The sequence below is a fragment of the Margalitia sp. FSL K6-0131 genome, assembly GCF_038008735.1.
Classification (GTDB): domain Bacteria; phylum Bacillota; class Bacilli; order Bacillales; family Bacillaceae_C; genus Margalitia; species Margalitia shackletonii.
In genome coordinates this window covers 5,167,074-5,192,424 of sequence record NZ_JBBOZS010000001.1, presented here as the reverse complement: position 1 = coordinate 5,192,424, position 25,351 = coordinate 5,167,074, and the positions used below count along the sequence as shown (strand labels likewise).

24 protein-coding genes, 12 tRNA genes and 3 rRNA genes are annotated in these 25,351 nt (G+C 40.2%); 35 read left to right on the top strand and 4 right to left on the bottom strand.

The window, feature by feature from the left end; genetic code table 11:
* The first annotated feature begins 186 nt into the window (after positions 1-186).
* The 9 genes from NSQ59_RS25440 (at position 187) to NSQ59_RS25400 (ending at position 7,518) form a co-directional block, all read left to right on the top strand.
* A complete protein-coding gene (locus tag NSQ59_RS25440; RefSeq protein WP_126650036.1) occupies positions 187-1,014 on the top strand; it encodes an STAS domain-containing protein in 828 nt (275 codons plus the stop codon).
* 3 nt (positions 1,015-1,017) lie between these two features.
* Complete coding sequence (locus NSQ59_RS25435) at positions 1,018-1,374, top strand: STAS domain-containing protein (RefSeq protein WP_055741343.1); 357 nt, start codon at positions 1,018-1,020, stop codon at positions 1,372-1,374.
* 4 nt (positions 1,375-1,378) lie between these two features.
* A complete protein-coding gene (locus tag NSQ59_RS25430) occupies positions 1,379-1,780 on the top strand; it encodes an anti-sigma regulatory factor (RefSeq protein ID WP_055741342.1) in 402 nt (133 codons plus the stop codon).
* Positions 1,781-1,793: 13 nt separating this feature from the next.
* The gene (locus tag NSQ59_RS25425; protein ID WP_126650037.1) at positions 1,794-2,804 is read left to right on the top strand and encodes a PP2C family protein-serine/threonine phosphatase; all 1,011 of its coding nucleotides are present in this window, start codon (positions 1,794-1,796) and stop codon (positions 2,802-2,804) included.
* A gap of 63 nt (positions 2,805-2,867) precedes the next feature.
* Positions 2,868-3,194 carry an anti-sigma factor antagonist gene (locus tag NSQ59_RS25420; protein ID WP_055741340.1) on the top strand — a complete coding sequence of 109 codons (327 nt, stop codon included), beginning with the start codon at positions 2,868-2,870 and terminating at the stop codon, positions 3,192-3,194.
* Between the two features lie 4 nt (positions 3,195-3,198).
* A complete protein-coding gene (gene rsbW / locus NSQ59_RS25415; RefSeq protein WP_055741339.1) occupies positions 3,199-3,669 on the top strand; it encodes an anti-sigma B factor RsbW in 471 nt (156 codons plus the stop codon).
* Positions 3,647-4,447: an RNA polymerase sigma factor SigB gene (sigB, locus tag NSQ59_RS25410; RefSeq protein ID WP_055741338.1), complete on the top strand. Its 801-nt coding sequence runs from the start codon at positions 3,647-3,649 to the stop codon at positions 4,445-4,447. The genes rsbW and sigB overlap by 23 nt, the downstream gene beginning before the upstream one ends.
* Positions 4,444-5,040 (top strand): PP2C family serine/threonine-protein phosphatase, encoded by a 597-nt coding sequence (locus NSQ59_RS25405; RefSeq protein ID WP_340833001.1) that lies wholly within the window; start codon positions 4,444-4,446, stop codon positions 5,038-5,040. The genes sigB and NSQ59_RS25405 overlap by 4 nt, the downstream gene beginning before the upstream one ends.
* A gap of 300 nt (positions 5,041-5,340) precedes the next feature.
* Complete coding sequence (locus NSQ59_RS25400; protein ID WP_340833000.1) at positions 5,341-7,518, top strand: Tex family protein; 2,178 nt, start codon at positions 5,341-5,343, stop codon at positions 7,516-7,518.
* A gap of 308 nt (positions 7,519-7,826) precedes the next feature.
* On the opposite strand, the gene cmpA is transcribed toward NSQ59_RS25400, so the two are convergent.
* Positions 7,827-7,949, bottom strand: coding sequence for a cortex morphogenetic protein CmpA (gene cmpA, locus NSQ59_RS25395; RefSeq protein ID WP_126650054.1), 123 nt, complete (start codon positions 7,947-7,949; stop codon positions 7,827-7,829).
* A 98-nt stretch (positions 7,950-8,047) separates the two neighbouring features.
* On the opposite strand from cmpA, the gene NSQ59_RS25390 reads away from it, so the two are divergent.
* From NSQ59_RS25390 to tsaD, 21 genes are all read left to right on the top strand, one after another.
* Positions 8,048-8,503: a SprT family protein gene (locus NSQ59_RS25390; RefSeq protein WP_055741335.1), complete on the top strand. Its 456-nt coding sequence runs from the start codon at positions 8,048-8,050 to the stop codon at positions 8,501-8,503.
* 87 nt (positions 8,504-8,590) lie between these two features.
* Positions 8,591-8,665: transfer RNA gene (locus NSQ59_RS25385), tRNA-Asn, on the top strand.
* A gap of 4 nt (positions 8,666-8,669) precedes the next feature.
* A tRNA-Ser gene (locus NSQ59_RS25380) sits at positions 8,670-8,760 on the top strand.
* An 18-nt stretch (positions 8,761-8,778) separates the two neighbouring features.
* Positions 8,779-8,850: transfer RNA gene (locus NSQ59_RS25375), tRNA-Glu, on the top strand.
* Between the two features lie 18 nt (positions 8,851-8,868).
* A tRNA-Asp gene (locus NSQ59_RS25370) sits at positions 8,869-8,945 on the top strand.
* Between the two features lie 69 nt (positions 8,946-9,014).
* Positions 9,015-9,089 (top strand) — tRNA-Gln (locus NSQ59_RS25365).
* 25 nt (positions 9,090-9,114) lie between these two features.
* A tRNA-Lys gene (locus NSQ59_RS25360) sits at positions 9,115-9,190 on the top strand.
* A 27-nt stretch (positions 9,191-9,217) separates the two neighbouring features.
* Positions 9,218-9,302, top strand: a tRNA-Leu gene (locus tag NSQ59_RS25355).
* Between the two features lie 62 nt (positions 9,303-9,364).
* A tRNA-Leu gene (locus tag NSQ59_RS25350) sits at positions 9,365-9,450 on the top strand.
* Between the two features lie 49 nt (positions 9,451-9,499).
* A tRNA-Arg gene (locus tag NSQ59_RS25345) sits at positions 9,500-9,576 on the top strand.
* 51 nt (positions 9,577-9,627) lie between these two features.
* A tRNA-Pro gene (locus tag NSQ59_RS25340) sits at positions 9,628-9,704 on the top strand.
* A 17-nt stretch (positions 9,705-9,721) separates the two neighbouring features.
* Positions 9,722-9,795 (top strand) — tRNA-Gly (locus NSQ59_RS25335).
* A gap of 147 nt (positions 9,796-9,942) precedes the next feature.
* Positions 9,943-11,493, top strand: a 16S ribosomal RNA gene (locus NSQ59_RS25330).
* A 349-nt stretch (positions 11,494-11,842) separates the two neighbouring features.
* Positions 11,843-14,777: ribosomal RNA gene (locus NSQ59_RS25325) — 23S ribosomal RNA — on the top strand.
* A 101-nt stretch (positions 14,778-14,878) separates the two neighbouring features.
* Positions 14,879-14,995 (top strand): 5S ribosomal RNA (gene rrf / locus NSQ59_RS25320).
* The 16S, 23S and 5S rRNA genes sit together here with 12 tRNA genes alongside, the layout of an rRNA operon.
* 29 nt (positions 14,996-15,024) lie before the next feature.
* Positions 15,025-15,098, top strand: a tRNA-Met gene (locus NSQ59_RS25315).
* A gap of 77 nt (positions 15,099-15,175) precedes the next feature.
* Positions 15,176-15,664, top strand: a complete 489-nt coding sequence (locus NSQ59_RS25310) for a GNAT family N-acetyltransferase (RefSeq protein WP_055741334.1) — start codon at positions 15,176-15,178, stop codon at positions 15,662-15,664.
* Between the two features lie 215 nt (positions 15,665-15,879).
* On the top strand, positions 15,880-16,335 hold the full coding sequence (tsaE, locus tag NSQ59_RS25305; RefSeq protein WP_055741333.1) for a tRNA (adenosine(37)-N6)-threonylcarbamoyltransferase complex ATPase subunit type 1 TsaE: 456 nt from the start codon (positions 15,880-15,882) through the stop codon (positions 16,333-16,335).
* Entirely contained in the window at positions 16,332-17,045 is a 714-nt protein-coding gene (gene tsaB / locus NSQ59_RS25300) for a tRNA (adenosine(37)-N6)-threonylcarbamoyltransferase complex dimerization subunit type 1 TsaB (RefSeq protein WP_055741332.1), read from the top strand. Before tsaE ends, tsaB begins: the two co-directional genes overlap by 4 nt.
* 1 nt (position 17,046) lies before the next feature.
* Positions 17,047-17,493, top strand: coding sequence for a ribosomal protein S18-alanine N-acetyltransferase (gene rimI / locus NSQ59_RS25295; RefSeq protein ID WP_083489471.1), 447 nt, complete (start codon positions 17,047-17,049; stop codon positions 17,491-17,493).
* Positions 17,493-18,512: a tRNA (adenosine(37)-N6)-threonylcarbamoyltransferase complex transferase subunit TsaD gene (tsaD, locus tag NSQ59_RS25290; RefSeq protein ID WP_055741331.1), complete on the top strand. Its 1,020-nt coding sequence runs from the start codon at positions 17,493-17,495 to the stop codon at positions 18,510-18,512. The genes rimI and tsaD overlap by 1 nt, the downstream gene beginning before the upstream one ends.
* Positions 18,513-19,088: 576 nt before the next feature.
* Here tsaD and NSQ59_RS25285 read toward each other — a convergent pair.
* On the bottom strand, positions 19,089-21,017 hold the full coding sequence (locus tag NSQ59_RS25285) for an ABC-F family ATP-binding cassette domain-containing protein (protein WP_340832999.1): 1,929 nt from the start codon (positions 21,015-21,017) through the stop codon (positions 19,089-19,091).
* A gap of 168 nt (positions 21,018-21,185) precedes the next feature.
* Between NSQ59_RS25285 and moaC the strand changes: the two genes are divergently transcribed.
* The 4 genes from moaC to tatC all read left to right on the top strand — a co-directional run bounded on the left by moaC (position 21,186) and on the right by tatC (position 23,585).
* A complete protein-coding gene (moaC, locus tag NSQ59_RS25280) occupies positions 21,186-21,674 on the top strand; it encodes a cyclic pyranopterin monophosphate synthase MoaC (protein WP_055741329.1) in 489 nt (162 codons plus the stop codon).
* Positions 21,675-21,693: 19 nt separating this feature from the next.
* Complete coding sequence (locus tag NSQ59_RS25275; protein WP_340832998.1) at positions 21,694-22,365, top strand: redox-sensing transcriptional repressor Rex; 672 nt, start codon at positions 21,694-21,696, stop codon at positions 22,363-22,365.
* Between the two features lie 52 nt (positions 22,366-22,417).
* Positions 22,418-22,660, top strand: coding sequence for a twin-arginine translocase TatA/TatE family subunit (locus tag NSQ59_RS25270; protein WP_055741327.1), 243 nt, complete (start codon positions 22,418-22,420; stop codon positions 22,658-22,660).
* 163 nt (positions 22,661-22,823) lie between these two features.
* Positions 22,824-23,585, top strand: coding sequence for a twin-arginine translocase subunit TatC (gene tatC, locus NSQ59_RS25265; RefSeq protein ID WP_055741326.1), 762 nt, complete (start codon positions 22,824-22,826; stop codon positions 23,583-23,585).
* A gap of 118 nt (positions 23,586-23,703) precedes the next feature.
* Here the strand turns inward: tatC and NSQ59_RS25260 are convergent, their stop codons facing one another.
* On the bottom strand, positions 23,704-23,898 hold the full coding sequence (locus tag NSQ59_RS25260; protein WP_055741325.1) for a YdiK family protein: 195 nt from the start codon (positions 23,896-23,898) through the stop codon (positions 23,704-23,706).
* Positions 23,895-24,638, bottom strand: coding sequence for a CPBP family intramembrane glutamic endopeptidase (locus tag NSQ59_RS25255; protein WP_055741324.1), 744 nt, complete (start codon positions 24,636-24,638; stop codon positions 23,895-23,897). Before NSQ59_RS25255 ends, NSQ59_RS25260 begins: the two co-directional genes overlap by 4 nt.
* A 370-nt stretch (positions 24,639-25,008) precedes the next feature.
* Between NSQ59_RS25255 and groES the strand changes: the two genes are divergently transcribed.
* The gene (gene groES / locus NSQ59_RS25250) at positions 25,009-25,293 is read left to right on the top strand and encodes a co-chaperone GroES (protein WP_055741323.1); all 285 of its coding nucleotides are present in this window, start codon (positions 25,009-25,011) and stop codon (positions 25,291-25,293) included.
* Positions 25,294-25,351 lie beyond the last annotated feature (58 nt).

Here is a 25,351-nt window from a genome sequence, read left to right as displayed (position 1 = left end):
TTATTTTACAAGTAGTCTGAACATTCGGTAATATTACAGGGAATAAGAATTATTTGTTTTCCATAAAAGGCAAAAGAATTTTTTCAATATTAATAATTTGTTACCATTAATATAATAACAAAAGTGGAAACTTCAGCTTATCTAAGGATGTAGGTTAAATGATAATTATAAGAATGGAGAGGTCCTATGCAGAACTTTTTGAAAGACTTTTTGACCAACAATAAAGAAGCTATTTTAACGGAATGGATGAAGAGAATGCAGGAGGAAGGAGATGAACGGGTTACAAAAACAGTTTCAGAAACTGTGTATGTTAACCTGAGTTCAGAATTTGTTGAGGTTATTTTTGCAAGAATGAAAAAATCCAATCAGGAATATACGGAAAAACTCGAGGAATTTTCCGAAAGAATTGTCCGCTTAGGCTGGCCGTTGACTTACGTTTCATTAGGTTTAACGACTTTAGGGCGCATTATATATTCGGAAATTTTTAATAAAGAGTTAATCCCATCAGAAAAAGTAAAGGAATTTGCAATCGTTTATGATCAATGGATGACACCTGTGCTTCAGGAAATTATTCATGCGTATACCGCATCGTGGGAACGGACGGTTTCATTGCAAAAAATTGCTCTTCAAGAACTTTCGGCACCGTTAATTCCAGTGTTTGAAAAAATATCTGTTATGCCATTGGTGGGAACGATTGATACAGAAAGAGCTAAATTAATTATGGAAAATCTCTTGAGTGGAGTGGTAAAACACCGATCTGAGGTGGTTTTAATCGATATTACTGGTGTTCCTGTTGTAGACACTATGGTTGCTCACCATATTATTCAGGCTGCGGATGCAGTTCGATTAGTAGGTGCTAAGTGTATGTTAGTAGGAATTAGACCAGAGATTGCACAAACGATTGTTAATTTAGGAATAAATTTAAATCAAGTCATTACTACTAGCACTTTGCGTATTGGCATAGAAAAGGCATTAGAGATGACCAATCGAAAAATTGTAAAAATGGAGGCATAGGTAGTGAGAATACCAATATTAAAGTTATATGAATGTCTACTTGTTTCCATTCAATGGGAGCTTGATGACCAAACTGCACTGCAATTTCAAGAAGATTTATTACATAAAATACATGAAACGAATGCCAGGGGTGTTGTTATTGATATAACATCGATTGATTTTATCGATTCATTTATAGCGAAAGTTCTTGGGGATGTAATTGAAATGTCAAAGCTAATGGGGGCAAAGGTTGTTGTAACAGGGATACGCCCTGCTGTCGCCATTACACTCATCGAACTCGGAATTCGTTTAGAGGATGTATCGACCGCACTTGATTTAGAAAAAGGTTTGGAGAAATTACAACAGGAACTGGGGGATTGACTTTATGGAGTTCCAATCCAGCGTAAAGATTTTAACCGAATGGGACATCGTTGCTGTCCGCCAGTTAGGAAGAAATATTGCAAAAGAACTCAACTTCGGCACTGTAGATCAAGCAAGAATTACGACAGCAATTAGTGAACTTGCTAGGAATATCTTTCTATACGCGAAACAAGGTCAAATAACAATTAAAAAAGTCTTTGACGATGGGAAATGGGGCTTGCAAATTATTGCCGAAGACGATGGACCTGGGATTCAAGATATTCGCAAAGCAATGGAAGATGGGTACTCAACCTCAGGTGGATTAGGAGCGGGACTGCCCGGGGTAAAACGATTAATGGATACATTTGATATTGATTCTAAACCGAATCAGGGAACCATTATTACAGCGACAAAATGGCTCCGATAGGGGGAGTTACCTGATGACATTTAAAAATAGGATGGAAACAAAGTATAGAAATATTTTATTGAATTATCTGCAGCACCAAAGTGAACAAGTTTTATATCAAGGCCAGAAGTTCAGCCGGAAATTGATTGAACATCAAATATCACCAGAAGAAATGATTAGTTTACATCGCTCGATATTGTTAGAAATTGAACCAAATATGAATGAAAATGTGCTTCATTCCTTTGATGTGCTATTAGAAATTATGATGGGCTATGGTTTAGCCTACAGGGAACACCAAAGTCTCCGTGATCAGCAAATTGAATTGAAGAACGAGATTGAAGTAGCGGCCAATATGCAAAAAACATTACTTGGAACGAAAATCCCTAAAACAGCATATTTAGACATCGGGGCAATTAGTGTGCCAGCGAAAAAAATGAGTGGTGATTATTTCCACTTTATTGAAGATGAGCAAAACCGCATTGGGGTGGCTATTGCTGATATCATAGGAAAAGGGGTCCCTGCGGCTCTTTGCATGTCCATGATCAAATATGCGATGGATAGCTTAACGGATATCCAGCATCAACCAAGCCGATTGCTTGAGGATTTAAATCGCGTCGTGGAGCAAAATGTGGATCCAAGTATGTTTATTACCATGTTTTATGGGATGTATGACCCTAATGCACAGCAATTTCATTATGCATCAGCAGGGCATGAGCCGGGATTTTTCTATGATGCAAGCAAGGGCCGATTTTTAGATCTGGAAGCAGAAGGTTTGCTTCTTGGAGTAAATAAAAAAACTCGTTACCAGGGATATTCCAAAAAACTGCAAATTGGAGATATGATTATTCTTTTATCTGATGGTGTTACAGAGTGCAGAACGGACACGGGATTTATTGAAAGAGAAGCCATCGTTTCATACATACGAAAAAACATTGATTTACCAGCTAGTGAAATAGTGAATACCGTATATAAAGAATTGGAAAGGCTGCAAGCATTCCAGCTGCGTGATGATTTTACGTTGATTATTTTAAAAAGAGTAAAATAAAAGGTTTGACTGAATGGTAAACAGGGTAAAGAGTAAAAGCAAACATGGTAAAGGGGTGGAGTTATGAATTTGACTACAAACATACGAGAAACAGATAACCAAGTGCAAATGGATGTGAACGGTGAGATAGATGCATATACAGCACCGAAGCTTAGGGAGGCATTGAAACCGTTTGAAGGAAAAAAGTCTATACATGTGATGGTTGACCTTTCAGATGTCACTTATATGGATAGTACAGGCTTGGGAGTGTTTGTAGGACTATTTAAACTGTTAAGAGAAAATGAAGGGAGCTTAAAATTGACAGGCTTGTCACCGCGTCTTAAACGTTTATTTCAGATAACTGGTTTAGCAGAGATTATGGACATTAATACCGAGGCAGAGGGTGTGTAAAAAAATGGGGGCATTTGAATACATCGAGATGAAAATACCTGCAAAACCTGAATATGTTGGTATTATTCGCTTAACACTTTCGGGTATTGCCAGTCGCATGGGATTTGATTACGAAAATATTGAGGATTTGAAAATTGCCGTAAGCGAGGCAATTACAAATGCCATTCAGCACGGATATAAAGGGAGTAAGGAAGGGCAAATTTCCATTACCTTTGGGATTTATTCCGACCGATTAGAAGTTGTGGTAGTTGATTCAGGAAAAAGCTTTGATTTTGAAAAAGTAAAAGGAATGATAGGTCCATACCATGAAAGGAACCAAACGGATCTATTGAATGAAGGGGGATTGGGTCTGTACTTAATTAAGAGTCTCATGGATGAAGTAGAAATTCTTCAAAACGAAGGGGTAACTGTCGTCATGACAAAGTACCTTGAAGGAGAGCAGGTGGAGACCGATGGGAAAATTGTCTCAACCTAAATATATGGAATCAAATCAGGTGACCAACTTGATTAAATCATTTCAAAAGGATGGGGACGAAGAGATACAAGAAAAACTTGTAAAGCATTTTGAGAGGCTAGTTGATTCGATTGCGCGAAAATATTCAAAGGGAAATCATTATCATGAGGATATTTTTCAGGTTGGAATTATCGGTTTGCTAGGAGCATTGAAAAGATATGATGAATCATTTGGGAAGGGCTTTGAAGCTTTTGCTGTTCCAACTATCATTGGGGAAATAAAACGATTTTTACGTGATAAAACATGGAGTGTGCATGTCCCAAGAAGAATTAAAGAGCTTGGTCCGAAAATTAAAAAGGCCGCGGAGGAATTAACAGTAGAATTGCAGCGGTCACCTAAAATTGCAGAAATTGCCTTAAGAATAGATGTATCCGAGGAAGATGTTCTTGAGGCAATGGAAATGGGGAAAAGCTACCAATCTCTGTCTGTAGATCATTCCATTGAAGCGGATTCAGATGGAAGCACTGTCACGTTATTAGATATAGTAGGAAATGTAGATGAAGGATATGAAAAGGTAGATCAGCGCTTAGTTGTCGATAAGGCATTACACGTACTAAGTGATCAAGAACGCCAAATTATCCAATATACTTATTTGGAAAATAAAAGCCAAAAAGAAACAGGTTTGAAGCTTGGGATATCCCAAATGCATGTATCAAGACTACAGCGTCGTGCTATAAAAAAATTACGTGAAGCCATTTTTGAGGAAGATACAATAGATTCGGAGAAATACTTATCATGATGCAAATTCAACATAATTTGATGGAAGCAATTGCTTTTCAAACAGCAAAAGAAGGAAAGGATTATTGTGGAGATAGCTTTTTTATGACCGTAAAGAATGACATATTTTTATGTATATTAGCTGATGGACTTGGAAGCGGGAAAGCCGCTTTTGAGGCATCCTCATCTGTTGTAGATTTTGTAAAGGAACACCTGGAATTAGATGTGGAAACACTCATACAAGAATGCAATAAGTTACTAGTAAATAAAAGAGGAGCAGCCGTTTCGATAATGAAAATCGATTTACGGAAGCGTGAATTTATTTATAGCTGCGTCGGGAATATTCGTTTTTTTTTATACACACCTTCCGGGAAAACAATGTATCCTCTACCGGTGACAGGCTATTTATCGGGAAGACCGCAAATTTACCGGACACATCGTTTTTCTTATGAAACGAATTCTCGTTTTTTGTTACATTCGGATGGATTAAAGCTTTCTAATTCAAAAACATTTATTCAAAGCGGACGTCCTCTTGAGGCGATCGCTAATGAAATAGAACGAGACCATATTCGGAAGACGGATGACTCTACTTTTATCCTTGGAAGCTTGCTATAGGTTGCAGGCTTTTTCACTGCTTAGGAATTTATAAAATTGAACCTTTTGGATAACTTTTTAAAAAGTTGTCTACGTCTAGCTTCAGCGCCTATCGGCTAGTGGATTTCTCCGTCTCCTCCCTACGATAAGTCAACATCAGTTCGCGAACTACCTCACTGTGTTTCCTTTATCTCAGTCGAAGACTACGAAATCCATACGCCGATGGGCAAGGCGCTTGCGCATTTGTTCCTTTTTTATAGAAAATGGTAAAATAATAAGGGTCTCACAATAATTCAATAATGGTGGAAATGGGTGAATTGAATGGTTGAACAAACAGTAGCAACAAGAGATGAACAATTAAAAAAGCAATTAGCTGTGGAATTGAAATTTTCCTCTAAACAGATAAATACAGTCATTTCTTTACTTGATGAAGGAAATACCGTTCCGTTCATTGCAAGATATCGAAAAGAGATGACGGGAGCGTTGGATGAGGTTCAAATCAGAGCTATTATGGAGCGATGGACCTATATTCAAAATTTGGAACAAAGAAAAGAAGAGGTTATTAGATTAATTGGAGAGCAGGGAAAGCTTACAGATGAGTTGCAACAAAAAATAATCGCTGCAGATAAGCTTCAAACGATAGAGGACTTGTATCGACCATATAAGCAAAAACGTCGTACAAAAGCAACCATTGCAAAAGAGAAAGGATTAGAACCGCTGGCGGAATGGATGATGACCTTTCCGACAACCGGTAATGTAGAAGAGAAAGCTGCACAATTTATTTCGGAAGAGAAGGAAGTACATACAGCAGAAGAAGCTATAATTGGCGCGAAGGATATTATTGCAGAATGGGTGTCGGATGAGGCTTCCCATCGGGAGTGGATTCGACGTGATACATATAAAACCGGAATCATTTCCTCCTCTGTGAAAAAAGCAGAAAATGATGAGAAAAAGGTTTTTGAAATGTACTATGAATACGAAGAACCGATTAGGAAAATTGTTCCCCACCGAATTTTAGCCTTAAATCGCGGTGAAAAAGAAGATATATTGCGTGTATCCATACAGCCAGAAATAGAAAGAATTATCGATCAGCTTTCTAAAAAGGTAATAAAAACGTCTCATTCTATTACTGCTATTTATGTTCAACAAGCAGTTGAAGATGCTTATAAACGATTGATCCAGCCGGCAATCGAAAGGGAAATTCGTAATGAGCTAACGGAAAAGGGTGAAGATCAAGCGATCCATATCTTTTCCGAAAATTTACGAAACCTTTTATTACAGCCACCATTAAAAGGGAAAATGGTATTGGGGGTAGACCCCGCTTATCGAACCGGCTGCAAATTGGCAGTAGTAAATGAAACAGGAAAAGTATTGTACATAGGTGTCATTTACCCACATCCACCAAAAGCAAAGCCAGAAGAAGCGAAAGAAAAAATTATCAAGATCTTAGAAGAGTACCATATTGAAATCATTGCGATCGGTAATGGAACTGCTTCTCAGGAAACAGAGCAATTTGTAGCAGGAATTCTGAAAGAGGTAAAAAACGATATATCTTATATTATTGTTAATGAAGCGGGTGCAAGCGTTTATTCTGCATCTGATCTAGCGCGGGAGGAGTTTCCGGACTTGCAGGTCGAGGAAAGAAGTGCGGTATCTATTGCAAGAAGACTTCAAGATCCTCTAGCGGAATTAGTAAAAATTGATCCAAAATCCGTAGGGGTCGGCCAATATCAACATGATGTTTCGCAAAAGAAATTAAATGATTCTTTAACATTTGTGGTGGAAACCGCTGTAAACCAAGTTGGGGTGAATGTAAATACAGCTTCACCTTCACTTCTACAATATGTAGCTGGTTTAAGTAAAACTGTAGCTGGAAACATTGTTAAAGTTCGGAATGAGAGTGGTCGGTTCGTTAATCGAAGGCAATTAAAGGACATTCCTCGTTTAGGAGCAAAAACGTATGAGCAATGTATCGGGTTTCTGAGGGTAACAGATGGGGACGAGCCGCTTGATAAAACCTCTATTCACCCTGAAAGATATGAAGAAGTAAAAGCATTGTTGAAAAAGTTGAATTTTACCACTGCAGATATTGGTTCTGAAAAATTAAAGGCTGCAATTGAAGCTCTGTCTATTCAAGAGATTTCGAATGAATTAGGAATAGGAGAGCTTACCTTACGAGATATTATAGATGCATTAAATAAACCGGGACGTGACCCGAGGGATGAATTACCTAAACCACTATTGAAGAAAGATATTTTAAAACTAGAAGACTTAAAGCCTGGAATGGAAATGCAAGGTACAGTAAGAAATGTTGTTGACTTTGGAGCATTTGTGGATGTAGGAGTAAAAGAAGATGGACTAGTCCACATTTCAAAATTAAGCAATCAATTTGTCAAACATCCGCTTGATGTTGTATCTGTTGGGGATATTGTTACTGTGTGGGTTGAAAACGTTGATACTCAAAAAGGAAGATTATCCCTTACAATGCTGAAAAAATAAGTAAGACTGCAATAGGTCTGTTACTTTGGAGAACATTGTGTGAAAAAAAACGACCGAAACGCGTACATGTTTGGTCGTTTTTTGAATTTAGCGGACAGAGGTTCCGTTATCTGCGAGAAAATGGGTTGTTTCCTTCGATTTGCGGACACAAGTTCCGTTATTTAGCAAAATATCAGTAATTTCAATGTGTTTTTTCGCGAATAACGGAACCTCTGTCCGCTTAGTCATGAAATTGAGGTCATTTTATCAAAATAACGGATTCTCTGTCCTCTAATATTATATAGATAGATCGGTAAGACCATGAAATATCAATTGGATTTTTCATTGTTCTGGTTTGTGTAAAAAAACCAGCATTGATTTAATAGTTTAATTTGATATCGATTTTTTTCATTAAACGCCCTTCGCATTTGATTCTGAAACCAGATTGGCATATCGAAACCTCCTTGATTGATAAGTAGGTTAATACCTAGTATATGTTATAATGGGTTGTCATGTTCATTTTGAGTTGTTTAAAAAGGGGAGTTTAAGATTGGACAATCTAAAGCTTCAAAAACTTGTTGAGGATATTTCAATCACTTTTTTTGGAAAGCCATTTAAACATTATGCGTTATTCAATCCGAGATTGCGAACAACTGGTGGACGCTATTTATTGAAGAGCCATAATATTGAGCTTAATTATAAGTATTTTGAGGAGCATGGAATGACGGAACTCATTGCAATCATTAAGCATGAATTATGTCATTATCATCTTCATATAGAAGGAAGAGGCTATCAGCATAAGGATTATGATTTTAAGGCATTGTTAAAACAAGTTGGAGGTTCGAGATTTTGTACGCCTCTTAAAAATGTAAAAACAAAAAGAGTGACTGTTCTTCATTTGTATGAATGTACGAACTGTAAAACCCTGTATAAAAGAAAGAGAAAAGTGGATACGACTCGTTATGTATGTGGAAAATGCGGAGGAAAGCTAAATAAAGCAAAATAATAGTGTCGTAAAAAAGTTTTTTTGAAATTGGGTTGACACATGGCCTGTTCCTCATTATAATTTTAAGAGTCGAGATTGAAATAATATTCCGCAGTAGCTCAGTGGTAGAGCTATCGGCTGTTAACCGATCGGTCGTAGGTTCGAATCCTACCTGCGGAGCCAATATGGGGAAGTACTCAAGTGGCTGAAGAGGCGCCCCTGCTAAGGGTGTAGGTCGCGTAAGCGGCGCGAGGGTTCAAATCCCTCCTTCTCCGCCATAATTCATTAGTTGTTATGGCCCGTTGGTCAAGCGGTTAAGACACCGCCCTTTCACGGCGGTAACACGGGTTCGAATCCCGTACGGGTCATTAGAAATTCATAATATTGGTCTGGTAGTTCAGCTGGTTAGAATGCCTGCCTGTCACGCAGGAGGTCGCGGGTTCGAGTCCCGTCCAGACCGCCATTTTTAATGGGGTTTGAAATTTGTTTTAGTATATGCTATGATGAATTTCCTTTCTTTTAAAATCAATATTGGGCTATAGCCAAGTGGTAAGGCAACGGACTTTGACTCCGTCATTCGCTGGTTCGAATCCAGCTAGCCCAGCCATTTTTTTATTTTTGAAAACTTTAACGAGCCATTAGCTCAGTCGGTAGAGCATCTGACTTTTAATCAGAGGGTCGAAGGTTCGAGTCCTTCATGGCTCACCATTTTAACGTGGATTTTCTTTCTGTAACGCGGGTGTGGCGGAATTGGCAGACGCACCAGACTTAGGATCTGGCGCCGCAAGGCGTGGGGGTTCGACTCCCTTCACCCGCACCAAAATTTACTATTGAAATTTATCTAGCTGTTTGTTATAATGTTTTTTGTCACTTTTAATAAATGCGGTCGTGGCGGAATGGCAGACGCGCTAGGTTGAGGGCCTAGTGGGGGCAACCCCGTGGAGGTTCAAGTCCTCTCGGCCGCACCAAAGTTTTTTGCACAGCAAATTAACTTTCTATAAATAATTTCACTATAATGCGCCCATAGCTCAATTGGATAGAGCGTTTGACTACGGATCAAAAGGTTAGGGGTTCGACTCCTCTTGGGCGCGCCATAAAAAAACTATTCAAGCGAGTATATTATTGTTTTGTATACTTACTTCAATCGGGAAGTAGCTCAGCTTGGTAGAGCACATGGTTTGGGACCATGGGGTCGCAGGTTCGAATCCTGTCTTCCCGACCATTATGAAATTTAAATATGCGGGTGTAGTTTAGTGGTAAAACTACAGCCTTCCAAGCTGTTGTCGTGGGTTCGATTCCCATCACCCGCTCCAAAAAAAGATTTTAAAAAGTTGTTGACATCTTCTTCTGGAGATGATAAACTATAAAAGTTGCTTCACAAGAAGCGGCAAATAATTGATCTTTGAAAACTGAACAGAACGAAACGTCAATGTTTTAAATAATGAGCTATATCAAACACTTTTTTGGAGAGTTTGATCCTGGCTCAGGACGAACGCTGGCGGCGTGCCTAATACATGCAAGTCGAGCGGACTTTTAAAAGCTTGCTTTTAAAAGTTAGCGGCGGACGGGTGAGTAACACGTGGGTAACCTGCCTGTAAGACTGGGATAACTCCGGGAAACCGGGGCTAATACCGGATAACTTCTTTCCTCGCATGAGGAAAGATTGAAAGATGGCTTCGGCTATCACTTACAGATGGACCCGCGGCGCATTAGCTAGTTGGTGAGGTAACGGCTCACCAAGGCGACGATGCGTAGCCGACCTGAGAGGGTGATCGGCCACACTGGGACTGAGACACGGCCCAGACTCCTACGGGAGGCAGCAGTAGGGAATCTTCCGCAATGGACGAAAGTCTGACGGAGCAACGCCGCGTGAGTGATGAAGGTTTTCGGATCGTAAAACTCTGTTGTTAGGGAAGAACAAGTATCGTTCGAATAGGGCGGTACCTTGACGGTACCTAACCAGAAAGCCACGGCTAACTACGTGCCAGCAGCCGCGGTAATACGTAGGTGGCAAGCGTTGTCCGGAATTATTGGGCGTAAAGCGCGCGCAGGCGGTTTCTTAAGTCTGATGTGAAAGCCCACGGCTCAACCGTGGAGGGTCATTGGAAACTGGGAGACTTGAGTGCAGAAGAGGAGAGTGGAATTCCACGTGTAGCGGTGAAATGCGTAGAGATGTGGAGGAACACCAGTGGCGAAGGCGACTCTCTGGTCTGTAACTGACGCTGAGGCGCGAAAGCGTGGGGAGCGAACAGGATTAGATACCCTGGTAGTCCACGCCGTAAACGATGAGTGCTAAGTGTTAGAGGGTTTCCGCCCTTTAGTGCTGCAGCTAACGCATTAAGCACTCCGCCTGGGGAGTACGGCCGCAAGGCTGAAACTCAAAGGAATTGACGGGGGCCCGCACAAGCGGTGGAGCATGTGGTTTAATTCGAAGCAACGCGAAGAACCTTACCAGGTCTTGACATCCTCTGACAACCCTAGAGATAGGGCGTTCCCCTTCGGGGGACAGAGTGACAGGTGGTGCATGGTTGTCGTCAGCTCGTGTCGTGAGATGTTGGGTTAAGTCCCGCAACGAGCGCAACCCTTGACCTTAGTTGCCAGCATTCAGTTGGGCACTCTAAGGTGACTGCCGGTGACAAACCGGAGGAAGGTGGGGATGACGTCAAATCATCATGCCCCTTATGACCTGGGCTACACACGTGCTACAATGGATGGTACAAAGGGCTGCGAGACCGCGAGGTTAAGCCAATCCCATAAAACCATTCTCAGTTCGGATTGCAGGCTGCAACTCGCCTGCATGAAGCCGGAATCGCTAGTAATCGCGGATCAGCATGCCGCGGTGAATACGTTCCCGGGCCTTGTACACACCGCCCGTCACACCACGAGAGTTTGTAACACCCGAAGTCGGTGAGGTAACCTTTTGGAGCCAGCCGCCGAAGGTGGGACAGATGATTGGGGTGAAGTCGTAACAAGGTAGCCGTATCGGAAGGTGCGGCTGGATCACCTCCTTTCTAAGGATAATGGAAAACCACTTACGTGGTTACAAGAAGACGTTTATAAGTTCTGTTCAGTTTTGAAAGGTCAATCCTTTCAAATATATTGTTATAAATTAGAAACTATTAAGAAACTTTTTCTAATTCTAACAAAGTTTTTTGCTCCTGCGGCAAAGCATATTCGAGGATGATTAGGTTCACCTCGGAGCAAGTCAGCATGTAGCAAATTCTCTGACGTTTAATCATGATGTGATTGAAGTCAGTAGCCTTGTTCCTTGAAAACTAGATACTGATAGAAGAAACCAAGTAAAACCGAGAATCGCCACTTTATGGATTTCATCCAATTTAAAGTAGTAATAACCTTATAGGTTAAGTTAGTAAGGGCGCACGGTGGATGCCTTGGCACTAGGAGCCGATGAAGGACGGGACTAACACCGATATGCTTCGGGGAGCTGTAAGCAAGCTTTGATCCGGAGATTTCCGAATGGGGGAACCCACTGCTCGTAATGGAGCAGTATCTTTACCTGAATACATAGGGTAATGAAGGCAGACCCGGGGAACTGAAACATCTAAGTACCCGGAGGAAGAGAAAGCAAACGCGATTTCCTGAGTAGCGGCGAGCGAAACGGAAGAAGCCCAAACCAAGAGGCTTGCCTCTTGGGGTTGTAGGACACTCTATACGGAGTTACAAAGGAACGGAGTAGATGAAGAGGTCTGGAAAGGCCCGTCAAAGAAGGTAACAACCCTGTAGTTGAAACTTCGTTCCCTCCAGAGTGGATCCTGAGTACGGCGGGACACGTGAAATCCCGTCGGAAGCAGGGAGGACCATCTCCCAAGGCTAAATACTCCCTAGTGACCGATAGTGAACCAGTACCGTGAGGGAAAGGTGAAAAGCACCCCGGGAGGGGAGTGAAAGAGAACCTGAAACCGTGTGCCTACAAGTAGTTAGAGCCCGTTAATGGGTGATAGCGTGCCTTTTGTAGAATGAACCGGCGAGTTACGATTTCATGCAAGGTTAAGCTGATGAAGCGGAGCCGCAGCGAAAGCGAGTCTGAATAGGGCGAATAAGTATGAGGTCGTAGACCCGAAACCAGGTGATCTACCCATGTCCAGGGTGAAGGTAAGGTAACACTTACTGGAGGCCCGAACCCACGCACGTTGAAAAGTGCGGGGATGAGGTGTGGGTAGCGGAGAAATTCCAATCGAACTTGGAGATAGCTGGTTCTCTCCGAAATAGCTTTAGGGCTAGCCTCAAGATGAAGAGTATTGGAGGTAGAGCACTGTTTGGACTAGGGGCCCTCATCGGGTTACCGAATTCAGACAAACTCCGAATGCCAAATACTTATGCTTGGGAGTCAGACTGCGAGTGATAAGATCCGTAGTCAAAAGGGAAACAGCCCAGACCACCAGCTAAGGTCCCAAAGTATACGTTAAGTGGAAAAGGATGTGGAGTTGCTTAGACAACCAGGATGTTGGCTTAGAAGCAGCCACCATTTAAAGAGTGCGTAATAGCTCACTGGTCGAGTGACTCTGCGCCGAAAATGTACCGGGGCTAAACGTATCACCGAAGCTGTGGATGGACACCTGACAGGTGTCCGTGGTAGGAGAGCGTTCTAAGGGCGGTGAAGCTAGACCGGAAGGACTAGTGGAGCGCTTAGAAGTGAGAATGCCGGTATGAGTAGCGAAAGAAGGGTGAGAATCCCTTCCACCGAATGCCTAAGGTTTCCTGAGGAAGGCTCGTCCGCTCAGGGTTAGTCGGGACCTAAGCCGAGGCCGAAAGGCGTAGGCGATGGACAACAGGTTGATATTCCTGTACCACCTCTTCACCGTTTGAACGATGGGGGGACGCAGGAGGATAGGGTAAGCGCACTGCTGGTTATGTGCGTCTAAGCAGTTAGGCTGGTTACGAGGCAAATCCCGTAACCGTGAAGGCGGAGCTGTGATAGCGAGGGAAATATAGTACCGAAGTTCCTGATTCCACACTGCCAAGAAAATCCTCTAGTGAGGTGAAAGGTGCCCGTACCGCAAACCGACACAGGTAGGCGAGGAGAGAATCCTAAGGTGAGCGAGAGAACTCTCGTTAAGGAACTCGGCAAAATGACCCCGTAACTTCGGGAGAAGGGGTGCTCTGGTAGGGTGCAAGCCCGAGAGAGCCGCAGTGAATAGGCCCAGGCGACTGTTTAGCAAAAACACAGGTCTCTGCGAAGCCGCAAGGCGAAGTATAGGGGCTGACGCCTGCCCGGTGCTGGAAGGTTAAGAGGAGGGGTTAGCGTAAGCGAAGCTCTGAATTGAAGCCCCAGTAAACGGCGGCCGTAACTATAACGGTCCTAAGGTAGCGAAATTCCTTGTCAGGTAAGTTCTGACCCGCACGAAAGGCGTAACGATCTGGGCACTGTCTCAACGAGAGACTCGGTGAAATTATAGTACCTGTGAAGATGCAGGTTACCCGCGACAGGACGGAAAGACCCCGTGGAGCTTTACTGCAGCCTGATATTGAATTTTGGTACAGCTTGTACAGGATAGGTAGGAGCCTTTGAAGCCGGAGCGCCAGCTTCGGTGGAGGCGTCGGTGGGATACTACCCTGGCTGTATTGAAATTCTAACCCGCACCCCTGATCGGGGTGGGAGACAGTGTCAGGCAGGCAGTTTGACTGGGGCGGTCGCCTCCTAAAGAGTAACGGAGGCGCCCAAAGGTTCCCTCAGAATGGTTGGAAATCATTCGTAGAGTGTAAAGGCACAAGGGAGCTTGACTGCGAGACCTACAAGTCGAGCAGGGACGAAAGTCGGGCTTAGTGATCCGGTGGTTCCGCATGGAAGGGCCATCGCTCAACGGATAAAAGCTACCCCGGGGATAACAGGCTTATCTCCCCCAAGAGTCCACATCGACGGGGAGGTTTGGCACCTCGATGTCGGCTCATCGCATCCTGGGGCTGTAGTCGGTCCCAAGGGTTGGGCTGTTCGCCCATTAAAGCGGTACGCGAGCTGGGTTCAGAACGTCGTGAGACAGTTCGGTCCCTATCCGTCGTGGGCGTAGGAAATTTGAGAGGAGCTGTCCTTAGTACGAGAGGACCGGGATGGACGCACCGCTGGTGTACCAGTTGTCTTGCCAAAGGCATCGCTGGGTAGCTATGTGCGGAAGGGATAAGTGCTGAAAGCATCTAAGCATGAAGCCCCCCTCAAGATGAGATTTCCCATAGCGCAAGCTAGTAAGATCCCTGAAAGATGATCAGGTTGATAGGTTCGAGGTGGAAGTGTGGCGACACATGGAGCTGACGAATACTAATCGATCGAGGACTTAACCAAAATAGAGCGATTCTCTTTACTTCTTCTTCTACAGTATTTAGTTTTGAGGGAACAAACCTCACAACAAAAAAAGTTATTTTGCCTTTGGCAAAAAACTAAGGTCTGGTAATTATGGCGAGAAGGTCACACCCGTTCTCATCCCGAACACGGAAGTTAAGCTTCTCAGCGCCGATGGTAGTTGGGGGCTCTCCCCCTGCAAGAGTAGGACGTTGCCAGGCTTTTGCTTTTATAGTATTTATATTACCGTCGCGGGGTGGAGCAGTCCGGTAGCTCGTCGGGCTCATAACCCGAAGGTCGCAGGTTCAAATCCTGCCCCCGCAATCATATGTGAAAAACGAAACTTTAAGTTTCGTTTTTTTCTTTATAAAAAGATTTTATGGCAATGGAGGAATAAACTTATGCTTCATATAAGGGATGCCGCTGTAACAGATTTAGCAGCAATGCTAGAAATTTACAATGAAGCAATACGAAATCTTTCTGCAACGTTTGACCTAGTTGAACAAACAATAGAACAACGGATGGTTTGGTATAAGGAGCATAGCGGAAAATACCCGTTCATTGTTGCTGAAATGGATGGGAAAGTTGTAGGCTATAGTTGTTTAAGTAAATTTAGGGATAAAGAAGCGTACTCCCAAACAACAGAACTATCCATATACCTTTCATCTGATTGCAGAGGAAAAGGTGTCGGAAGCGTGTTAATGCAAGAAATTCTGATTCGGGCCGCAAAAGATGGATATCATACTATCATTAGCGGGATTACTGGCGGTAATGAGGCAAGTGTAAAGCTCCATGAAAAGTTTGGATTTGAATTTGTGGGCTGTTTTAAAGAAGTGGGATATAAATTTAATGAATGGCAGGATGTTCATTTTTATCAACTTATTCTTTAAGATATGTGTACGACTGTTGGGACCCCAGCAGTTTTTCTTTTGAATTATGGTTAAAAGTTAAAAAGACTTGTACGCTTTGCTCATTTATTGGTATTGAGGTAAACTAGCAGTATAATGATTTCCTTAGGACGTATAATCCTAAGGCTTTTTAATAAGTCTTTTATTATTTTATATAAATTTTTTAGCTAAAACGCTACTTTTTAGAGGAGATCGGTATGCAGGTTTATGAATGGATTTCAAATGGACCAGAAGAAACGTTTGTATTTGCTAAGAAATTAGCATCAATGCTTCAAGAAAATGATTTGATATTATTAGAAGGTGACTTAGGGGCAGGAAAAACGACTTTTACCAAAGGAATTGCTGCTGGTTTGGGAATACGCAGAACTGTAAATAGTCCTACCTTTACCATCATAAAGGAATATCACGGCAGACTTCCTCTGTTTCATATGGATGTATATCGTATACAGGATTCCTATGAGGATCTGGGGTTTGATGAATATTTTGAAGGTGGAGGAGTGACCATAGTTGAATGGTCCAAGATGATTCAGGAGCAACTGCCGCCTGATTATTTGGAAGTCACCATCACACATCAAGGTGATCAAATAAGAAAATTGGAATTTAATCCAAAGGGACAGCGATATGAGTCTTTGTGTAAGGAGTTATTTAAATGAAGGTACTAGCAATTGATACATCGAACCAAGTACTGGGGATTGCCCTTCTAGAGGAAGGAAAGGTTATTGGTGAGTATATAACAAATTTGAAAAAAAATCATAGTATTAGAGTAATGCCGGCTATTCAACATTTGCTTCAGGATTGTGATACATTGCCGAAGGAGTTGGAGAAAATTGTTGTGGCAAAAGGACCGGGTTCCTATACGGGGGTAAGGATTGGTGTAACGATTGCGAAATCATTGGCATGGAGCTTAAAGATACCGCTTGTAGGCGTGTCTAGCTTAGCATTAATGACCGGTGTCGGTCGTTATTTCGATGGATATTTATCGCCGTTGTTTGATGCAAGAAGGGGACAGCTATACACAGGCTTGTATAGATATCATGAAAATAAACTGGAAACAGTGAAGAATGATTGCAATATATTAGCGGTTAATTGGGCGGAAGAACTAAAGAGATTAAACAAAAAAATATTATTTATTGGTCAGGATGCTGCACTTCATCAATCAGTGTTAAGAGATGTACTAGGAAACTATGCGGTATTTGCGGAAATAACAGAAAACAATCCTCGTCCTAGCGAATTAGGTCTTTTAGGGATGGATATGCCAGGTGAAGATATCCATACCTTTGTACCAAATTATATAAGGTTAGTGGAAGCTGAGGCAAAGTGGTTAGAGGCACATAAAAATGATGATGTTGGGTCAGGGGATTAACATGTCACATATTACATTTCGCAAAGCAACTCTGGATGATTTAGATGGAATTATCAAGGTGGAGTTGGAATCATTCACCCTTCCATGGTCCCGGGAAGCTTTTTACAATGAGTTCGTGAATAACCAATTTGCACATTATTTTATCTTAGAACATAATGGCAACATAATTGGCTATTGTGGGGTATGGATTGTCGTGGATGAGGCACATATCACAAATATCGCTATATCGCCGGAATATCGCGGTTTAAAATTGGGTAAAAGTTTGATGAAAAAAATGATGGAATTTGCAAGACTTCATCGTGCCCACTCTATGACCTTAGAGGTTCGGGTTACCAATCATATAGCACAATCATTATACCGAAAGCTTGGCTTCCAGGATGGAGGCATTCGAAAAGGCTATTATACGGATAATCATGAAGATGCTTTAGTAATGTGGGTGAAATTATAATGGAAAAAGATCTTATCGTACTAGGGATAGAAACAAGCTGTGATGAAACGGCAGCATCCGTTATCAAAAATGGGACGATTATTTTATCAAATGTTGTTGCTTCTCAAATTGAAAGCCACAAACGGTTTGGCGGTGTTGTGCCGGAACTGGCATCCAGGCATCATGTTGAACAAATAACAATTGTGATAGAAGAGGCATTAAAGGAAGCTGGGATTACACTAGCAGAATTAGATGCAATTGCTGTAACGGAGGGGCCAGGATTAGTTGGAGCATTATTAGTTGGGGTCAATGCTGCAAAGGCAATAGCTTTCGCTAACAATATCCCATTGGTAAGTGTTCACCATATAGCTGGTCATATTTATGCAAATAGACTAATAAAGGAAATGACTTTTCCATTATTGTCACTTGTTGTTTCGGGAGGTCATACCGAAATAGTCTATATGGAGGAGCATGGAGAGTTTAAGGTAATAGGGGAAACAAGGGACGATGCTGCTGGGGAAGCCTATGACAAAGTAGCCAGAACATTGAACTTGCCATATCCAGGTGGTCCGCATATTGACCGCCTTGCTCATGAGGGGACACCAACTATTGATTTGCCGCGTGCATGGTTGGAAGAAGACTCCTATGATTTTAGTTTTAGCGGCTTAAAATCTGCGGTTATAAACACTTTGCACAATGCCGCCCAAAAAGGGATATCGATTGATTCAAAGGATTTGGCAGCAAGCTTTCAAGATAGCGTTATTGATGTACTTGTTACAAAAACTGTACGTGCTGCAAAAGAATATAACGTAAAGCAAGTTCTATTATCAGGTGGTGTCGCCGCGAATAAGGGCCTGCGAAAAGCTTTGGAAGAGGCATTTAAGCAATTGCCATCTATAGAACTAGTAATCCCGCCATTAAACTTATGCACAGATAATGCTGCCATGATTGCTGCTGCTGGAAGTGTGTTATTTGAAAAAGGGAAAAGAAGCAGCCTTGCTTTAAATGCGAATCCGGGATTAGATATTGAGAGTTTTTAATCAACAAAAAAAGCATTCAGTGATAACTGAATGCTTTTTTTGTGAAGAGATAACGGAGAATTTTATACAAAAATCGTCCTTATTATAACTTATTCATAAGTCTGTGGATAACATATTTAATGAAAAAATCCACAAACTTATGTCAGATAAGAAATGGTTAAAAAGGGACGAACAGATGTTGTTGTGCACAGGTTGTGGATAAGTTGTTAATAACTTTAAGATGATGTGTATAAACAGTAACTATTACTCTCTGCTTTCTGTGTATAAAGTGGATAACTTTGTTGATAAATGTGTATAATGTGGAAAACTTGAAAATAACTTAAAAGATCAGGCATTGTATTGTGAATAAAATTGTGGGAAAGTGAAAAGCGAAATCGCCTTGCTTATTGGCGTACGAATTTCGTAGTCTTCGATGCAAAATATAGAGAACACGGCACAGGGATTAGTAGATTCCTTACCCTCTTGGAGATGATGTAGAAATAGCTAGACAAGGACCAAACTCGTGGAATAAAATCTGCGATACAAAACTTATAATGGTTATATAATAAAAAAATAGCTGGGGTCATTCCCCAGCTATTAAAGGAGTTCGGCAATTTCCGACCATTCTTCCATTAAATCATTAATAAAAGATTTTTTCTTCTCAATCTCCTCATGTAAATTGGCAAGACGGACATGATCTTGATAAATTTCCGGATCACTTAATAAAGCTTCTTTTTCTTGAACCTCTGACTCTAATGCTTCTACGGTTTCTTCTATCTCTTGAATCCGTCTTTTTCGCTGTCGTTCCACTTTCTTTGCTTCTTTATCCATTTGATAAGCTTGCTTGGAAGTGGTTTCAGGTATTGCCTTTGTTATTTTAGTTTGTTCTTCAAGTTTTTGAAGCTCTTCTAATTCTTGCTGTTTTTCCACATAATAATCATAATCACCAAGAAATTCCTTTGTTCCTCGTTTCGAAAGCTCTATGACCTTCGTTGTAATCCTGTTGATAAAATAGCGGTCATGGGAAACAAACAGAATGGTACCTGGATAATCAATTAATGCATTTTCTAAAACTTCCTTACTATCAATATCTAGATGGTTTGTTGGCTCATCTAAAATGAGAAAGTTCGCATTTTGAAGCATGAGCTTTGAAAGGGCAAGCCTTGCCTTTTCTCCACCGCTTAAGGTAGAAACAATTTTAGATACATCATCGCCGGAAAAGAGGAAGTTGCCTAGTACAGTCCGAATTTCCTTCTCGCTTTTTAAAGGATAGTCATCCCATAATTCTTGGAGTACCGTTTTATTGGATGATAATTCGGCTTGTTCCTGATCATAATAACCTATCATTACATTCGAACCATATTCTATCGTCCCGTTAAATAATGAAAGCATTTTAATAATTGTTTTTAAGAGGGTAGATTTTCCTATACCATTCGGGCCGACTAAAGCAATGCTGTCTCCCTTTTTGATGGAAATATCAATGTTTTCGGCAATAACTTGGTTGTTATAGCCAATAGCAGCATTACGTATATTCATAACATCATTTCCGCTTTGACGTTCAATGTCAAAGGAGAAATTAGCGGATTTCTCATCTCCATTAGGCCGGTCCATTAATGTCATTTTTTCCAGTTTTTTTCGACGGCTTTGTGCTCTTTTCGTTGTCGATGCCCTTGCAAGATTACGCTGAATAAAGTCTTGAAGCTTTGCTACTTCCTCTTGTTGCTTTTCATATAGCTTCATATCTTGCTCATACTGTTCGGCCTTTTTTACTAAATAGTCACTATAATTCCCTATATATTTTTGAATCATATGACGGGAAATTTCATACACTTGGTTAACCACTTTATCGAGAAAATATCGATCATGAGAAACAATAAGAATAGCACCTTCATATCCTTGTAAATATTGTTCTAACCAGGATAATGTATCAATGTCCAAGTGGTTAGTAGGCTCATCCAAAATTAAAATATCAGGTTTTGTGAGCAAAAGCTTAGCCAGAGCAAGTCTTGTTTTTTGTCCTCCGCTTAATGTTTTAATCAGTGTATTATAATCATAATCACCAAACCGTAAGCCGTGAAGAACGGAGCGAATATCGGCTTCGTATTGATAACCTCCGGAATCTTTGAACCGTATTTGCAGTTCATCGTACTCTTTTAGGAGTCTCTCATATTGATCGGCTTTATCATAAATAGATGGGTCTGACATTTGATGTTCGAGTGAACGAAGTTTCTTTTCCATTTCCTTTAAATCATGGAACACTGTAAGCATTTCATCCCAAATGGATAATTCTGATTCTAATCCGGTATTTTGAGCTAAATATCCAATAGACACATCTTTTGGTTTGATGATTTCACCAGTATCGTGAGACATCTGCCCAGATATGATTTTTAACAAAGTAGATTTCCCGGCACCGTTTCGTCCAACTAGAGCAATTCTATTTTTTGTTTGGATTTCTAATTTTATATTCGATAAAATAAGTTCAGCACCAAAATATTTTGATAGTTGTTGAACTTGCAATAATATCATTTTTATCACCTCAGATTATTAATGTAAGTGTAACGTATATCGGCATAGTTCGGCAATAATCCTGAATAGGATAGAATAAATGATAGGGATATAAATTTTTCCCATTTCATTGTGGCGATGACATTGACAATGAAAAGGTGTATGATGGAAAAAAGAGGTGAATGCAGGTTGTCGGATTTCACTCATTTTAATGAACAAGGACGGGCAAAAATGGTAGATGTAAGCGCTAAACCGGAAACTATTCGTACCGCAATAGCTGAATCTAGCATCGAACTTAATGCCCAGGTGTATGAACATATTAGTGAGAATAAAATCAAAAAAGGCGATGTATTGGCAGTCGCTCAAATCGCCGGGATAATGGCAGCCAAAAAAACATGGGATATTATTCCGATGTGCCACCCGATTCCTTTAAACGGTATTAATATCGAATTCACTTGGAAAAAGAATGAAGATCAATTTGTGCTTTGTATACGGACAACAGTTAAAACAAAAGGAAGCACCGGTGTGGAAATGGAAGCATTGACTGCCAGCTCTATAGCAGCGCTAACGGTGTATGATATGTGCAAAGCTGTTGATAAAGGAATGGTGATCGGTCCTACTTACTTAGTAGAAAAGACCGGCGGAGTATCTAGTAAGGATTTTAAAAGGGAAGCATAGTATATTTGGGGGAAAGCAAATGAATGAAGACACGCTAAAAATACCTCAGGCAACAGCAAAAAGATTGCCTCTTTACTATCGTTTTTTGCAAAACTTGCATAATGCAGGCAAGCAGAGAGTATCATCAGCGGAACTTAGTGAAGCGGTAAAAGTAGATTCTGCAACAATCAGAAGAGATTTTTCCTATTTTGGAGCCCTAGGTAAAAAAGGGTATGGATATAATGTTAACTATCTTTTAAGCTTTTTTCGAAAAACACTGGACCAGGACGAAGTAACAAAAGTAGCATTAATCGGTGTTGGAAATTTAGGTACCGCCTTTTTAAATTATAATTTTTTAAAAAACAATAATACTAAGATTGAAATTGCTTTTGATATAGATAAAAATAAAATTGGGAAAAAAATCGGACAAGTACATGTCTATGATTTTTCAGAACTGCAAAGCCGTTTAGTAGAAGAAAATATTTCTATTGCTATTTTAACTGTTCCTGCTGAAGTGGCTCAATCTATTACAGATAGCATCTTAGAGACGAATGTTAAAGGTATATTAAATTTTACACCGGCTAGACTAAATGTACCGAGTTCTATTAGAGTGCATCATATCGATTTAGCTGTTGAGCTGCAAGCACTTGTGTATTTTTTGAAGCATTATCCAAATGACACGGAAAATTCACAAGAGGAAACAAATTCATAATAAAAGAATAGTTGATTTCTGCTATCATATCATTATAAGGAGGTGGGCACTGATGAGACCAGGTATTGGAAGTCTTATTATTATTGTAATTGTAGCTTTATTAGTGTTTGGTCCGAAAAAGTTGCCTCAATTAGGGAAAGCTGCTGGTAGTACATTACGTGAATTCAAGAATGCTACAAAAGGTTTGGCAGACGATGATGACGATGAACAAGCGAAAAACACAAAAGTTGATATAACAAAAGACGAAACAGCAAAGGATACAAAAGTTAACATAACAAAAGAGGACGTTAAATAAGGCTTTTTTATCATGCTATGCTGCTTTGAAATGAAATTATTTATTTTGAAGAAGAATATTTCTAATAAAAATACCCGGACTAATTGTTTTGGAGTTTTCATACAGTACGAATAGTGAAATTTACAGTAAAACAGTATACATGTAAATGATAGGATGAAAATAAATGAGTCAAAAAGATATGACGATATTTGAACATTTATCCGAGCTAAGAAAACGACTGTTCGTAATAGTCGTTTTCTTTATCTTGGCTTGTATTGTAAGTATGTTTATTTCCCAGCCGATCATTCGGTATTTGCAAAATGCGGAGATAGCGAAAGATTTGACGATGAATGCTTTTCGTTTGACCGATCCTTTCAAAGTGTATTGGGAGGTTACCGTATATTTAGCCTTAATCATGATACTGCCAGTTATTTTATATCAATTATGGGCATTTATAAGCCCTGGTTTATATGAAAAAGAGCGCAGAGTCACATTAAGCTACATTCCGGTTACACTACTATTATTTATCGGTGGACTTGCCTTTTCTTACTTCATCCTGTTCCCGATAATTATAAACTTCATGCTGAAGTTATCGAATCAACTGGATATTCATGCGGTAATTGGGATAAATGAATACTTCCAATTCTTATTTCAAATTACGCTTCCATTTGGCTTCTTGTTTGAATTGCCGGTAGTGGTATTATTCTTAACGAGATTGGGAATCATTACTCCAATGTTTTTAGGGAAAATCCGTAAATATGCTTACTTTGTCATAACAGTTGTTTCGGCTTTTATTACCCCGCCGGATGTTATGTCACAAATTGCGGTAGGAATTCCACTTATCATTTTATATGAGGTCAGTATTTGGATTTCCAAAATTGGCTATCGAAAAGTAAAAGCTGCGGAAGCGCAGCTCGAATTGGAAAGCCAAAATCAAATGGAATAAGAAAAGCGGAAGCCTTTCTCATCCGCTAGCCGATAGGCGCAATTGAAATTGAAGTGCAAATTTCACCTGTAGCTAGACAAAGTCTAACAGAAAAAAACCTTCCTCAATAAAGGAAGGTTTATTTATTATTACGGCTTGATATTTTAAAATACAGTAAAATCAATCGAATACCTGCACCAAAATCTAATGTGGCTAAAAGAATGAGTACGTATGTAAAAGCTCCCCATCCGCTAATAGCCACTCTTTGTATAGCCATATATGTAAACATTACTCCTAAAAGGCAATAAACAATGCCAGAAAAAATAGCTCTCATCCAAAAAATCCTCCAATAAAGCTATGTACTTTGTCATAATTTTCTATGATCTTTTGTATATTTTCGCGATTTAAGATCTGTACGGTGACAACAATTGTATTCATCATTACATGAGCAATAATGGAGACCATAATTCTTTTTGTTTTATAATAAAGAAACGCGAAGGTAAACCCCATAGCAGAATACAAAATAAGATGGACGGGCTCAAGATGAGCTAATCCAAAAATAATTGAACTAATAACAGCTGAAAAAAAGAAAGAAAAACGCTTATTCAGTGTTCCAAAGATGATTTTCCGAAATACAATTTCCTCTAAAATTGGTCCGACAATGGAACTCACAATTACTACTAACGGGAAGTTTTCGATCAAATCAATGATTCTTTGCGTATTCTCAGAACCCGCTTTAACCCCAAGTAAATGTTCAATAATTGCTGCAATATATTGTGCAAAAAAAGCGAGGAAAATTCCTCCAATAGCCCATCCTATCGATTTTCCTAATGGAAGCGGGATTGTCCGGTCGTCCCGTCGATTATATTCTGCCTTTTTCAAAATCAATAGCACGATGATAAGGGCAGCAATGAAGCTTATGATAATCCAGTACGGAGAGGCAAGCAATTTCATTTGATTATATGGGATATGAAACGCCTTGATTCCTAACATAAGGACAAGTGGAACACCAATTATTCCAGAAAGCTGCATTACAATATAGGTAATTAATATATAGCCATATTCTTTTTTCAATGTAATAAATTCCTTCCTCACCTATAATAGCATATGTTCATTCTACTATTGATAATGGTGGTATTCAACAGAGAACCCTCTCTTATAACGGTAAAATCCTTATACTCCAAAATTTATATTGGAAAATTGCCGAAAACTTTGGCGTATCCTCTACAATTATTTTATGTATGAAAGATAGATAATTATGAATACAATGAACAGGATTGGAAATGATTATTACAGTGTGTATTTTTCCCTTTTTAAAAAAATAATGTACAATACTTGCAAAATTGAAATGAATTATTTATTATAATAATTGTGTTAGCACTCGAGAGTGATGAGTGCTAATAATAAAAAATTTACATATTCAATTTCAAGGAGGTCGTTTCACTTGTTAAAACCACTAGGTGATCGCGTCGTAATTGAGCTAGTAGAAACTGAAGAAAAAACTGCGAGCGGTATCGTGTTACCTGACTCTGCTAAAGAAAAGCCACAAGAAGGCAAGGTTGTCGCTGTAGGTACTGGACGTGTTTTAGATAGCGGTGAGCGTGTTGCACTTGAGGTATCTGAGGGCGATCGTATCATCTTTTCAAAATATGCTGGTACAGAAGTGAAATACCAAGGTAATGAATATTTAATTCTTCGTGAGAGTGACATCTTAGCTGTTATCGGTTAATGATTAACAAAGTATGATAGATTTAGTGAAATTTTGAAGAATGACGAGGAGGTCGTAA

Coding starts and splice junctions, on each gene's coding strand:
- NSQ59_RS25440 (WP_126650036.1), top strand. CDS start 187: ATGCAGAACTTTTTGAAAGACTTTTTGACCAACAATAAAGAAGCTATT.
- NSQ59_RS25260 (WP_055741325.1), bottom strand. CDS start 23,898: ATGAGAGCTATTTTTTCTGGCATTGTTTATTGCCTTTTAGGAGTAATG.
- sigB (WP_055741338.1), top strand. CDS start 3,647: ATGGGAAAATTGTCTCAACCTAAATATATGGAATCAAATCAGGTGACC.
- cmpA (WP_126650054.1), bottom strand. CDS start 7,949: ATGCCAATCTGGTTTCAGAATCAAATGCGAAGGGCGTTTAATGAAAAA.
- tsaB (WP_055741332.1), top strand. CDS start 16,332: ATGAAGGTACTAGCAATTGATACATCGAACCAAGTACTGGGGATTGCC.
- NSQ59_RS25275 (WP_340832998.1), top strand. CDS start 21,694: ATGAATGAAGACACGCTAAAAATACCTCAGGCAACAGCAAAAAGATTG.
- NSQ59_RS25310 (WP_055741334.1), top strand. CDS start 15,176: ATGCTTCATATAAGGGATGCCGCTGTAACAGATTTAGCAGCAATGCTA.
- tsaE (WP_055741333.1), top strand. CDS start 15,880: ATGCAGGTTTATGAATGGATTTCAAATGGACCAGAAGAAACGTTTGTA.
- NSQ59_RS25400 (WP_340833000.1), top strand. CDS start 5,341: ATGGTTGAACAAACAGTAGCAACAAGAGATGAACAATTAAAAAAGCAA.
- NSQ59_RS25425 (WP_126650037.1), top strand. CDS start 1,794: ATGACATTTAAAAATAGGATGGAAACAAAGTATAGAAATATTTTATTG.
- NSQ59_RS25270 (WP_055741327.1), top strand. CDS start 22,418: ATGAGACCAGGTATTGGAAGTCTTATTATTATTGTAATTGTAGCTTTA.
- tatC (WP_055741326.1), top strand. CDS start 22,824: ATGAGTCAAAAAGATATGACGATATTTGAACATTTATCCGAGCTAAGA.
- NSQ59_RS25420 (WP_055741340.1), top strand. CDS start 2,868: ATGAATTTGACTACAAACATACGAGAAACAGATAACCAAGTGCAAATG.
- NSQ59_RS25405 (WP_340833001.1), top strand. CDS start 4,444: ATGATGCAAATTCAACATAATTTGATGGAAGCAATTGCTTTTCAAACA.
- rimI (WP_083489471.1), top strand. CDS start 17,047: ATGTCACATATTACATTTCGCAAAGCAACTCTGGATGATTTAGATGGA.
- NSQ59_RS25285 (WP_340832999.1), bottom strand. CDS start 21,017: ATGATATTATTGCAAGTTCAACAACTATCAAAATATTTTGGTGCTGAA.
- rsbW (WP_055741339.1), top strand. CDS start 3,199: ATGGGGGCATTTGAATACATCGAGATGAAAATACCTGCAAAACCTGAA.
- NSQ59_RS25430 (WP_055741342.1), top strand. CDS start 1,379: ATGGAGTTCCAATCCAGCGTAAAGATTTTAACCGAATGGGACATCGTT.
- tsaD (WP_055741331.1), top strand. CDS start 17,493: ATGGAAAAAGATCTTATCGTACTAGGGATAGAAACAAGCTGTGATGAA.